A 12,546-nucleotide genomic window follows, 5' to 3' on the forward strand; every position below is an offset into this window, starting at 1 on the left:
CTGCCACTGTTTTTACTAAACACGCTCGATGCCAGTAAAATTAGTAATACCCACACAGTTAAATATAAAGCGTAGCCAACAACAAAACTTACAACTGCCAGTAAGCTTTCGCCCGCAGCAACCGTAAATAAAGCCGATACCGTAAGCGGAGTTAAAATTAAGCCTACAACAGAAAGTAGCGCCAATCCTTTACCTGCAATTAGCGTTACACCCGATGTACCTTGCGATAACAAATAAGAAAGCGTTTGCGATTCGCGCTCTCGGCTAATACCGCTGTAGCCAATTAATATTAATAATAAAGGTGCGAGTGTTTGCACAATAAATGCAGGCGTTAAACTGCCTAATTTAGTTAATGCAGTCCCTTGGCGACTATCTGCAAACATTGCGCTGTTTTGTCTGTGCCCTTCTAAAAATATAGAGTTGCCTGTATAAGCGTCAATACCAGGGTCTAGCGTACTAAGTGGCGAAGGCGTTCTAAATGCATAATGCCCGTAATGCACCATTCTGTGTGGATGGCGGTCGGGTTGATCAACAAAGCTCTTATCGCTTGTTGTTTGTAACTCATGACGAGCATGGCTTAGCTCCATCATGGTAATAGCCGTTACAATTACCGAAGCAAGCGTGAGCACTAAGCCTATAGCAAGCACGGTCATTGCTAATTTTGAGCGAAGCCAATAACGCCACTCATCTTTGGCAACAATCACCACCTTTGAAAAGTTATTTATACTCATTAAGCACCTCTTTTAGCGTGATGCCCAAACGCAGCGTGTACTTGCTCGGTATCAATACGCCCACTTTGGGGCGCATCAAACTCTCCCACCAGCTCACCGTTTTTAAGTAAACCAATTCGATTAGCAACTTGACAGGCACCGTATACATCGTGGGTAACCATTAAAATGGTCGCACCCGTTAATGCAAGCTCTCGTACAAGTTGATTAAATTCATCAATAGCAACAGGATCAAGACCAGAGGTTGGCTCATCAAGTAAAAAAATGGGTGCTTCACGCAGTATCGCAAGTGCAATTGCTGTTTTTTGCCTCATGCCTTTTGAATAAGTTTGCATGTGGCGATCCCACGCATCGCGTTGCAGTGCAACACGATTAAAAGCCGCGTTAATTTGCTCATCTGATTTTTTAATATCAGCGAGTGATAAAAAATATTCAACATTTTCACGAGCTGTTAAATGCGGATATAACGTAGCCGACTCTGGCAAATACGCTGTTTTACCTCGCACAAAATCAAGCGCTTTACTCACCTCTTTACCCGCTACTTTTACAGAGCCTTCGGTTGGTTTATTAAACCCAAGTAACGTTTTTAACGTGGTTGATTTACCCGCACCATTACCGCCAAGTAGCGCATAAACCTCACCTGCAGCCACACTAAAGCTTAAGTTTTTTAAAATAGCTTTATTTTTAATACTAAAATTTAAAGAACTCACTTCAATCATCGCATCACTCAGGTCGGCTTCTGCATTGCTAAGTTGTTTATCAAAAGTTTTAGGGGCAATTGTTGGTGTTTTATTAATCGCGGTAGGTGTTGTCACACTCAAACTCTATTTAGGAAAATTAGATGGTGTGAATGTTATACTATATCAAATGACAATTGCAACAATATAACATCCCAATAATTAACAAATAAGATAATTACGGTTACTTAGTTAATAGGTTACTTAGTTAATAAATTATTACTTTAGGAGGTAAAAATTAAAGCAACTTAAATAGCCACTTTTAAGTGGAATTTATGATGGTGTTATGTGTGTTTATTTACAATTTAACGTAAATTAAAAACCAAGCATAAAGAGTGTAATTTTTTTAGCTTTACCATGCTAACGCCTTTGGTAAAATCTTATGTTGGGTAAGTTGGTAATTTTAAAAAATGTGCTATCTTTTTATTATCCATATCATAAAAATAAGCGCTAACATGTTGTTCCGAGGTACAATTGCCATAGCCATATTGGTAATTTCTGCTGCTAATAAAAGCGATGCAAATGAAGTAGACGTGCAATTTAGTGGTTTTGCATCTTTAACACTCAGTTACACTGACGATTCAGATATCGCCTTTGCATCTAATTATTTAAACGAAAACGATACAGGCTTTTCAGCAACGCGTGATTCAATTTTAGGTGGGCAAGCTAATATATCGCTCTCAAAAAATTGGGACTCTGTGGTTCAAGTAGTAGTACAAGATCATAGCTTCAAAAGTCTTGATAACTTTTTAGAACTCGCTTTTGTACGTTACCGCCCCTCACGCCATTGGGCTATTCGTGCTGGCAGGCTAAACAGCGACCTTTACTTACTCTCCGAATATCCTTATGTAGGATACGCCTATTTGTGGATCCGCCCTCCTCATGAATACTACTCTTTTGCAAACATTGCAGGAAATTACGACGGTGTGGATATTGAATACAGTAAAGCCATTGATGAAGGTTTTTTACGTTTAAAGCTCGCATATGGAAGCTCTACAGCAAAGTTAAAAGCCTATAATGACGACTTTTTTATTGATTTTGATAATTTAACCACCTTTAGTGCCACCTATTCTCTAGATGCATGGACCGCACGTTTCTCTTTATCTAAATCTGATTTTGGTGACTATACGCTAACCTCATTGGATGAGTTTTTAGCCTTACTAGACGCAGTACCACAAAGTATATGGCCACAAGCACAAACGATATCTAACAAATTTAATACCAAAGGCCACAGTATAGAATACGCGGCGTTTGGACTAACCTACGATCATAATAATTGGCTTATTCAATCTGAAGTAGGTATTTCGGAATCCGATTGGATAATAGCTCCATCAGTACTCAATACTTATATTAGCGCTGGTTATAGGGTAAACAATGCAATATTTTACACGAGCTTTTCAGCAGCAAAAAATCGTCACGATGTTATACAAGTAAACGAACCTGTTTTTTCACCAGGCATACCCGATCAAATTTCAGAGCCAATACAACAGCTAGCACTTGCAACACAAGCTGCTATTAAGGTGCCTTATGTTCATCAGCATTCAATTAATATAGGTGTAAAATGGCAACTGTCGGAGCGATTAGCGCTAAAAGCACAACTAGACCGCTTTGATATAAAGCCCGAAGGCGCGGGTTTATGGAGTCTTAGTAATCCTGCCGATGTCGACAAAGGCCACAAAGTACATATGCTAAGTTTGAACGCTAGTATGGTGTTTTAACAATGATAAGCTATCGTAACGTACTCCTTTATGTGTTGCTGCCGCTTTGCCTGCTGCTTGTTAGTGTTAATGCCAAATCTACAGAGTTTGTAGTGGTGGTAAATAAAAACAATACAATTAACGCTTTATCTAAACGCGAAGTTATTGATATTTATATGGGTCGCTATTTAACGTTTCCTGATGGTGAAACCTCTAAGCCACTTGATTTACCGGCGCAATCAACATTAAAAAATGATTTTTACCTGAAACTGGTCAATAAAAATGAGCAAAAAATTAATGCTTATTGGGCAAGGTTATTATTTTCAGGGCGCGCAAAGCCCCCATCACCGTCAACATCCGTTGAAGATGCGTTAAACAAAATAGCTGCATCACAATTTGCAATTGGTTATATTCCTCAATCGCAAGTTACAGACGCAGTAAAAGTGGTATACACATTTGATAAAAATTAGCCAAGCACTCTACGTACGCGTTGCTCTATCAATCGCAATTGTCGCCATTGTAGTTACATTAGTATCGTCAACACTTTCTTATTACTCGGGTCTTAAAGAAAAGAAAAATACCAATTACCTACTCGTGCAGCAGTTAGCACAAACAATGGGGAAAACAGCCGCTATAGCAGCCTACCTAAACGATCGTGAATTAAGCCAAGAAATTATTAATGGCTTACTAAGTAACGACTTAGTGCAAGGCGCAAGCTTAGAAGGAGAAGTAAACCCAAAAGGAGAAATGGATTTATTTATTGCAAGTGGCTCTACTAACAAAAAAAATGAAGCTGTTTTAATTAAATTAATTCACCCCTTTATAGAAGGCTCCTTTATAGGTGTACTCGCCATATACCCCGACGATAACTTTATTGAACAACAAGCACAGTCATCACTTATAAAAGAATTTATTTTAATGCTTATTCAATCAATCGTCATCGCTTTTTTTGTGTCGCTGGTTGTACGCAAATGGCTCACTCAGCCTATTCAAAACCTAACAGACAGCTTTGCGACAATTGATCCTACCAATCCCGAAACCATGACAATGCTAGAGTTTAAGCAAGGTAAGCGAGACGAAATAAGCAGGCTAACGCAAGGTATAAATGCCTTAATGCATGAGTTAAAGCTAACCATTAGTAATGAGCAATCCCTTCGTAAAAAAACTCAAGAACTAGAAGCTAAATTTAGACTTATTTTTGAACAAGCCAGCGCCGGTATTTGTTTATTAGATGACAAAAATATTATCACCACCTTTAATCTCGCGTTTAAACATTACTTTACCGTACCCGGCGAAGAAGAGTTATCAACCTTGCACTTTCCTGCTCTGTTAAATAACGTTGATGAATTACAAAGCCTACTTGCAGATATTCGTTGTGATAAAAACCCACCACAAGCAACCCTAGATATAGAGTGTAAAGTGGGATATAAAACCATTTGGTTGCACTGCTTATTTGTAAGACTAACAGAGCAACGTGAAACAAAGCGAAGCGTTCAACAAGAACACTTAGTTGAAGTAATTTTACATGATGTAACTGAGCGCGCTGAACGCGAATTTCAAACCCGCTTTGAAGCCGATCACGACCCACTTACCGACCTACTTAATCGCCGAGCCGGTGAAAAACGCCTTAAAAAAGTGCTGCGCGAGTGCATTAAACACAATCAGCACCTAGTACTAATGATGATTGATTTAGATAAGTTTAAACCCATTAACGACACCTACGGCCACGAAGCCGGTGATAAAGTACTTATTGAAATAGCACACCGATTTAAAAAGCACTTTAACCAAGAAACCGACATATGCATCCGCCTAGGCGGTGACGAGTTTATTGTTGCAAGGCAGGTTAATACCTACAACAAAGCAGCCACGCGTGAGCAATCAATCGCTTTGCTAAATGAGCTACAACAAGACATTTATATTTCACAAAATAAAACATGCACCGTGGGTGCAAGCATTGGTATTGCAGTAGGCCCTAATGATGGTGATGAACTACTCGAATTAATGATCAATGGTGACAAAATGCTCTACCACGTAAAAGAAACAGGTCGAGGGCAAATTGCATTTTATGACGAGTTTAAAAAGTAAGATGGTTAATTGAGCTCTTTCAACGCAGTTAGCACTAAAAATGGCTACTAGAGAGTGATTTATAAGCAGAGCCAAGGTTATTTAAGCCCAATTTTTAAAGAAGATTGAACAATAAACTTTTCAATTGATAGAATGCCCTACTTTTTCCCATCAAGAGATACAATGGCAAACTTCAATACTCATCTTAATACTGCCGTAATCATCACAGGCTTAGCCTCAGCCACCTTATTATCTGCAGGACATATTGAATTAAAGGGCGCACTCTGGTTATGGTTTTTAGGCTCAATCGGCGGCTTATTACCAGATATAGATTCAGATAACTCAACATCACTCGATACTATTTTTAACTTATTTGCACTCAGCGCTGTATTACTGGTACTGCATTACATAACCACCGAGCTCATTATTGAAATTAGCTTTATCGAGTTAATCGTAGTGCCGTTATTGGTGTACGGGTTTATGAAATATATTATTAGACCCATTTTTGAATGGATCACAGTACATAGAGGTAGTTGCCACTCTTTACTATTTATACTGTTATGCGCGCTATTAACGACTCAAGTAACATGGAAACTGAATGACCAATCAACCACACAAGCAGCTGTCTTTGCCTGGTTAACGGGTGGGTTTATTTTATTAGGCGGATTAATTCATTTATTGCTTGATGAAATTTACAGTGTAGATTTAAGCAATGTCAGAATTAAACGCTCTTTTGGCACCGCTTTAAAAATAGCTGACTTCGATAATAAACTAATTACGCTATCTTCAATTATTGCCATTGCAGGTTTAATCTATGTTGCGCCCCCTACAGAACAAACTATCACAGCGTTAAGTGATTGGTCTCACTTTATATTTCTATCTTAACAAAGTAGGTTTTAAGCTCTTTTACAGCATTGCCCGACTACAATAAGTGGCTTTTACAAAGTCACTTATGTCCATTGCTAGAATACGTGTAAAATGCCCTCTTAGTAATCTAAAGTTAATTCATAAAGAGAGTGTGAGACCCTGCGTTTTTAGAGGCATAAATGGCTTGAATAACAGCGACTTTGTCGATTTAAGTTTTAATCAAAATCCGTAGCTTGATCCTATTTGTTATTAATTATTACTTTTGTAGGTTTGAGTGAAATAATTAAATAGCTTTACCTGTCTTCTACCCAAGTATGAGAGCTATTACAGCTTTTAAAAACATTAAATATAAAATTATAAGAGGTACATAATGGAATTTACGAATAAACGCACCATGCTAATTACGGCATCTTTATTGTTGGTATTGGCGATAACACAGGCCGTTTTTACTGCCCTTTACAGTGCAGAAATTAGTTTTTCAAGGCAGTATGCATGGGGACTAGAAGCCGTAGTTTTCACTCTACTTGTTGCCTTTGCGGGTTCTGCTATGGTGCAAGCACAAAACGCTCAACTAGGATGGTCGGCTATAACATTTAGCGCGATTCTTAACATAGTGCAGGTAAGCATTGGCCTTACTTTGTTTTCTACATTTGGAAAAGTAGCGGGTGCCGTAGAAGGCGCACAACCTTTAATTGGTGGCGTGGTTTCTTTGTCATTCATGATTTACTACGCAGCTAAATTATTATTAGGATTAGCAGCTCTTGTTTTTGGCCTGTCTTTTATCGCTAAAGGTGGCAAAGCAATTGGAGGGCTTACTGCCTTAGCAGGCGGAGTTGCAATGCTTGCCAATGCTATATTAATCATCTTTGGCCGTGATGGATTTCTGCCATCAGCTGTTGCTGGCGCCTCAGGCATGATTGCAACGTTACTATTAGTAATATGTTTGATTAGTCTTAACCGTAAACAAGACTAAGGCTTAATACCTTATTAGTAAGGTATTAAGTTAAATAATGTTTAAACATCGGCGTGTATTAGAGTGCTAATTCGCCGATGTTTTACGTTTAGAGGTGTCAGCTGTCTTATTTTTTAAGACTAATTCACAAAGAGGCTATGAGGCGCTGCGCTTTTAGAGGAGATAATAGCTTAAATCAAAACTTAAATGGGTCGACGATCCCTTTGGGTGTAAATTCTCAATCATTTTCTATAAATAACTTGGTGATATAATTATTGCCGTTATCTTGGATATAATGTATTTCAACATAACCTCCATCAAAAATAGCCTTATCGTTATATTTCCGATTTGCAAAAAAATATGGCGCAGTTTGATAGTTATTATATTTAAAAAATACTCCTGACACTGAAAAACTCTGTGTTCGACTTGCTCCTTCTTTTTCTACTAATTTTTCAATTTCGCCTGTTACAACTCTCTGCTCAAGCGATTTTATTTTAGCTATATATTGCATTTTTGAATATAAAGAAGCTGTAGAAGCAAGGTTGTAAATAATAAATATAAAAAATAAGACAAAGAAATTAAACTTAAAAAAACGTTTAATATATAAATCGTATAATTTTTTGAGCTTCCCAATAAAGATTAAACTGATAACTAGAAAAAGCACATATGGCAAAAACTCAATGCAATTAAAGCTTATTGTTGTTTCGTAGTAAATTTCCATCATATGCACTTAAAATGTCTCAACTTTGACACGACTAAATCAACCACCGATTAAACTACGACTAAACTAGACAGCCACTTTAATTGAACAAACAAAACTATACCAAAAAATTCGCTCTTCAAGTTCAAAATTTATCTTTTATGAGTGGGTCACTTTATTTCATCCGTTAAATAAGTAATTAGCCCTATTAAAGCTAAATTACACGCATGAAAATAACAGCATAATGCAGTTGTGATTTATTACTGAATAGTTTTACTGAGTAGCTTAAGTTTTATGCGAGTAGCTTTTCGCAATTGCTAATATTTGATCGCCGTTTACGCTTTAAATTTTCACAGTAACTTGCTTGTGAAGTGGGTCTGCCTACTGCACCATGAAATACGCGCGTAAATTGCGTAGTCAGTTTTAGCCAGTTCTCTGGGGATATATTAAGCCTTTCTAACAAAGGAAGGTTCATATTATCAATATGCCCACGCTTATCCTCTCGTATTATTCGCCCTGTTAGCTCAACAAGTTCAAGATACGATTTAATCTCAAACGGCAGCCCTTTAGGCATAATCTGACGTGGCATGCCTGCAAAACGTAGTAACTGTTTAGGCTGTTTACCTTCTGCCGCCACACATGTTAAGCGCTTTTGTACGCTGGTATGGTCTGACTCTTCTGGTGTATTAGCCATTTTAGCTCTAATTGGATTTAAATCCACATAGGCCATACACGCTGCAAGTGCTGCTTCATCTAGTAATGCTTGCGATTTGAATCGGCCCTCCCAGAACCTACCAGTGCAGTTATCTTCTTTATTTGCTCTGCGCGCAATGTCTTCATTTAAGAGCCGCATAAACCAGCTGATACTTGATAAGCGTTCGCGGTATTGTTTAACCGTTTGGTTGAAAAAGATGAGCTCAACTTTACTTAACTTCTCACCTCGAACATATTTCTGCGTTAACAATGTTCCTTTACAGAGTTTATGCCAACGGATAATAATCGCTTTATCATTCAGTCTGTTTGCTTGATTATCACCTACATACAGGACTAAATGAGTGTGATTACTCATAACAGCATAAGCACAAACATCAATACAAAATACCTTCGCTAATTCAAGCAGCTTATCTTCAACCCAGCCTCGTCGATGCTCGTAAGATTGACCAGTAAAACTGTCTTCTCCACATAAAAATGCACGACGAACACAACGTGAAATACAGTGATAGTATTTTGTATCAACCAAACTTACTTGACGCTTTCTTGCAATTGCCATAAGACACCCTGCTCGTTTTTTGCACTAACTAAAACGTAGTCCTAAATTTTGAAAAGAGCAAAATTTAGGATGGGTGTCACTGTTAATTTGTGATTTATTCAAATCTGTTACAGCTTTTTAAAGCATTAAATATAAAATTATAAGAGACCCATAATGGAATTTACGAATAAACGCACCATGCTAATTACAGCATCTTTATTATTGGTATTGGCGATATCACAGGCTATTTATTCTGTCCTTTACAGTGCAGAAATTAGTTTTTCAAGGCAGGTAGCTTGGGGGCTAGAAGCACTGGTATTTACTTTACTAGTTGCCTTTGCAGGCACAGCTATGGTGCAAGCAAAAAATTCACAACTAGGCTGGTCGGCAATCGCGTTTAGCGCAATACTTAACATAGTACAAGTGAGTATTGGCCTTACTTTGTTTTCTACATTTGGGAAAGTAGCGGGCACTGTAGAAGGCGCACAACCTTTAATTGGTGGCGTGGTTTCTTTGTCATTCATGATTTACTACGCAGCTAAATTATTATTGGGATTAGCAGCAGTTGTTTTTGGACTATCTTTTATCGCTAAAGGTGGCAAAGCAATTGGCGGCCTTACAGCCTTAGCAGGCGGAGTTGCAATCCTTGCCAATGGTATTTTAATCACCTTTGGCCGTGATGGATTTCTACCATCAGCTGTTGCTGGCGCTTCAGGCATGATTGCAACGTTACTTTTAGCTATATGTTTAATAAGCCTTAACCGTAAACAAGACTAAGGCTTAATACCTTACAAGTAATGTGCTTACTTAAATAAGTTATAAACATCGGCGTGTATTAGAGATGCTAATTCGCCGATGTTTTACGTTTAAAGTATACGCTCAGCGCATTCCTAGTTTGTTCCCTCTTAGTAATCTAAGGACTAATTCACAAAGAGGATATGAGGCGCTTCGCTTTTAAAGAGGATAATGGCTTATATCAAAGCGATTTAACTCAGTTAAGCTTTGGTGTGTGAAGTCAAGATTTGACTTCATTTATTCTCGTAAATTCTTGTTACTTACGCTTTTTAATAAATCGAATTTCGTAATGATATAAACAGGTTCTTTTTTACATTCGACTTTATAAAGATATTGATTTTTAAGAAAATTAGTTTTTTCTTTTATTAAACTAATTTGCCCCCATGGTATTAAAAAACTCTTGGGAAATAGTAGAATCAACATCCGTTTTTGGCTTATAAATATACCTTGCTGAAATGATTTAATATTTAGCCAAGTCCGATATTCACTGTTTTTCTCACGAGAAATATCTGCCACATTCGTAAAGTACATACTGCTTAATTTTAAAAGTGAGGAATCAGAAATAATTAAATCCGTTTTATATTCTCTAGCTAGTTTAGGGTAATACCCAATAATGCTTTGGATATAATTGACTAAAATATAGAACAATAAAAATAAAATTAAGCATATAACAAAGTCCATTTTTTAATACTCCGAAAACTTGCTCTGCACTGCTGACTAAGCTGAAATTTAAGATGGGTGTCTTATTAATTGTGAAATACAGTGATAGTATTTTGTATCAACCAAACTTACTTGACGCTTTCTTGCAATTGCCATAAGACAATCTACTCGTTTTTCGCACTAACTAAAACGTAGTCCTAAATTTTAAAAAGAGCAAAATTTAAGATGGGCGTCACTGTTAATTTTTCAGGGCGTGTTGTTATACATATTTCATAGGCTGAGAAAACCGCCCTCGCAAAATTCATCATTATCTTTTAAGTTATATAGCAATGAGGTTTTCCAGTGATTTTGACCAAATTCAGACAATGCATCTCTATACTTTGATTCAAGAGCTATTTTTAAATTCACGGAGCTTGCACTCGAACCATAATCTTCATCAAATCTTGGTTTCATTTCAGACAAATAAGCACTAGCATACTTTAAATAACGCTTGCCAAGTTGTAAGTGTTTGAAGTGTTTTTTCAATACTAGAGTCGTACTCGAATCCAATCCAGACGATTGGTTAATCCCATAGTTAAGCAACATCTCCCCCCCAAGCCAACGAATTGAAAGCCTTAAAACTTGATGGTTATTGATTCTATCAATGTATGGATGAAAATAGACTCTTGATCCCCCTTCCTCGTAGCCTGTTTTTTTATAAGTTGAATTGCATTTATAACAACACGGAATCAAGTTGTTAGTGTACAACGAGTATTCAGAGAATTGACTCTTAGGTAAGTAATGGTCGAGATGTACGGTTTCGTTTAAGCCACAATATGGACATGTGGATATATTGACGTGGTTTAATGGATTCGACTACCCCAGTTAAGAGATAATCAACTTAACTGGAGATCGATAATGACAAAACGTAAAAAGTATTCCAAAGAATTTAAACTTGATGCCATCGCATTAGTTGTTGAGCAAAACTACTCTCAAGCAGAAGCCTCTAGAAATTTAGGGGTAAATCCCAACATGCTTGGTCGGTGGATAAAAGAAGCTGAAAATGATGATGGGCAGGCTTTTAGAGGGAATGGTAATTTGACCCCTGAGCAAGAAGAGATCAGAGAGCTAAAAGCGCAAGTGAAACGCCTAGAAATGGAGCGTGAAATATTAAAAAAAGCGACGGTCTTCTTTGCCAAAGAAACGAAGTGAAATACTCGTTCATAACCCAATACAAGAAGACCTGGCCTGTGGCGGTAATGTGCCGAATACTGGGTGTAAAAAGTAACAATTACTATAGTTATCAAAAGCGATATTCAACTAAATCAGAGGATCCAACACATCAAGAAATGATTGATTGGGTCAAGGACATAGCGCACTTCAGTGATAATACTTACGGTGAAAGGCGTATTCAGAAAGTCTTAAATGCACTCGGTTTTCCGGTGAGCCGTCACAAAACAGCACAGTTAATGAAAGAGGCAAATGTCTGGGTGCGTTATAAAAAGAAATACAAAGTAACAACGAATAGTGACCATAACAAGCCTATTTATCCCAATGTACTTGAGCAAAACTTCAACGTTGAAGCCGCTGATCAAGCTTGGGTACAAGATATCACTTATGTTTGGACTGCAGAAGGTTGGTTATATCTGGCGGTAGTGATTGATTTATATTCGCGTAAAGTCGTTGGTTGGAGCATGGGCTCACGAATGAAAGCGCAGCTTGTCTGTGACGCACTGACTATGGCGATGTGGCAACGCCAACCCAAAGCAGGGTTGATTATCCATTCAGATCAAGGGGTTCAATATGCAAGCCATCAATATCGTAGATTGCTCAAGTCAAACGACTTCATTGGTAGCATGAGTAAGAAAGGTTGTTGCTGGGATAATGCTGTTGCAGAAAGCTTCTTCGGTAGTTTGAAGCAAGAGCGCGTGCATTGGAAAAATTACCCAACGCGTTATGAAGCTCAACAGGATGTAATGAATTACATCTGCATGTGGTACAACAGTCGTCGCTTACATTCGTACTTAAATTATCAAAGCCCAAATGACTTTGAAGAACGAACCGAAACATTAGATATGGTTTCTTAACTAGGGTGACTGAATTTAGTTGACCACGTCA

At 37.7% G+C, this 12,546-nt stretch carries 13 protein-coding genes; 7 read left to right on the forward strand and 6 right to left on the reverse strand.

The window, feature by feature from the left end:
• Together L654_RS0109270 and L654_RS0109275 are read right to left on the reverse strand one after the other, a co-directional pair.
• A partial coding sequence (locus L654_RS0109270) for an ABC transporter permease subunit (RefSeq protein ID WP_024607866.1) occupies window positions 1-731 on the reverse strand: 731 nt, incomplete at its 3' end.
• Window positions 731-1,543: an ATP-binding cassette domain-containing protein gene (locus tag L654_RS0109275; protein ID WP_024607867.1), complete on the reverse strand. Its 813-nt coding sequence runs from the start codon at window positions 1,541-1,543 to the stop codon at window positions 731-733. The genes L654_RS0109270 and L654_RS0109275, both read right to left, overlap by 1 nt.
• Before the next feature lie 377 nt (window positions 1,544-1,920).
• On the opposite strand from L654_RS0109275, the gene L654_RS0109280 reads away from it, so the two are divergent.
• From L654_RS0109280 to L654_RS0109300, 5 genes are all read left to right on the forward strand, one after another.
• The gene (locus tag L654_RS0109280; protein ID WP_029753557.1) at window positions 1,921-3,183 is read left to right on the forward strand and encodes a hypothetical protein; all 1,263 of its coding nucleotides are present in this window, start codon (window positions 1,921-1,923) and stop codon (window positions 3,181-3,183) included.
• A 2-nt stretch (window positions 3,184-3,185) separates the two neighbouring features.
• Window positions 3,186-3,632, forward strand: coding sequence for a hypothetical protein (locus L654_RS0109285; protein ID WP_024607869.1), 447 nt, complete (start codon window positions 3,186-3,188; stop codon window positions 3,630-3,632).
• Entirely contained in the window at window positions 3,619-5,247 is a 1,629-nt protein-coding gene (locus L654_RS0109290) for a sensor domain-containing diguanylate cyclase (protein WP_024607870.1), read from the forward strand. The genes L654_RS0109285 and L654_RS0109290 overlap by 14 nt, the downstream gene beginning before the upstream one ends.
• A gap of 162 nt (window positions 5,248-5,409) precedes the next feature.
• Window positions 5,410-6,111, forward strand: coding sequence for a metal-dependent hydrolase (locus L654_RS0109295; RefSeq protein ID WP_024607871.1), 702 nt, complete (start codon window positions 5,410-5,412; stop codon window positions 6,109-6,111).
• Window positions 6,112-6,463: 352 nt separating this feature from the next.
• Window positions 6,464-7,066: a hypothetical protein gene (locus L654_RS0109300; RefSeq protein ID WP_024607872.1), complete on the forward strand. Its 603-nt coding sequence runs from the start codon at window positions 6,464-6,466 to the stop codon at window positions 7,064-7,066.
• Between the two features lie 217 nt (window positions 7,067-7,283).
• Here the strand turns inward: L654_RS0109300 and L654_RS0109305 are convergent, their stop codons facing one another.
• Both L654_RS0109305 and L654_RS0109310 read right to left on the reverse strand, forming a co-directional pair.
• Complete coding sequence (locus L654_RS0109305; RefSeq protein ID WP_139016095.1) at window positions 7,284-7,769, reverse strand: hypothetical protein; 486 nt, start codon at window positions 7,767-7,769, stop codon at window positions 7,284-7,286.
• A 268-nt stretch (window positions 7,770-8,037) separates the two neighbouring features.
• Window positions 8,038-9,015 carry a transposase gene (locus L654_RS0109310; RefSeq protein WP_024607874.1) on the reverse strand — a complete coding sequence of 326 codons (978 nt, stop codon included), beginning with the start codon at window positions 9,013-9,015 and terminating at the stop codon, window positions 8,038-8,040.
• A 153-nt stretch (window positions 9,016-9,168) separates the two neighbouring features.
• Here L654_RS0109310 and L654_RS0109315 point away from each other — a divergent pair, with 153 nt between their 5' ends.
• On the forward strand, window positions 9,169-9,771 hold the full coding sequence (locus L654_RS0109315) for a hypothetical protein (RefSeq protein ID WP_024589400.1): 603 nt from the start codon (window positions 9,169-9,171) through the stop codon (window positions 9,769-9,771).
• A 255-nt stretch (window positions 9,772-10,026) separates the two neighbouring features.
• Here the strand turns inward: L654_RS0109315 and L654_RS0109320 are convergent, their stop codons facing one another.
• Window positions 10,027-10,470 (reverse strand): hypothetical protein, encoded by a 444-nt coding sequence (locus L654_RS0109320; RefSeq protein WP_024607875.1) that lies wholly within the window; start codon window positions 10,468-10,470, stop codon window positions 10,027-10,029.
• Between the two features lie 249 nt (window positions 10,471-10,719).
• A complete protein-coding gene (locus tag L654_RS1000000128220) occupies window positions 10,720-11,034 on the reverse strand; it encodes a hypothetical protein (protein ID WP_024607876.1) in 315 nt (104 codons plus the stop codon).
• 312 nt (window positions 11,035-11,346) lie between these two features.
• Between L654_RS1000000128220 and L654_RS0109335 the strand changes: the two genes are divergently transcribed.
• A protein-coding gene (locus L654_RS0109335) for an IS3 family transposase (protein WP_139016089.1) occupies window positions 11,347-12,515 on the forward strand; the annotation gives its coding sequence in 2 pieces (ribosomal slippage) (window positions 11,347-11,623 and window positions 11,623-12,515; 1,170 coding nt in all).
• Window positions 12,516-12,546: the final 31 nt, after the last annotated feature.

It is taken from the genome of Pseudoalteromonas sp. TAB23 (genome assembly GCF_000498075.1).
In the GTDB taxonomy this organism is placed as follows: domain Bacteria; phylum Pseudomonadota; class Gammaproteobacteria; order Enterobacterales; family Alteromonadaceae; genus Pseudoalteromonas; species Pseudoalteromonas arctica.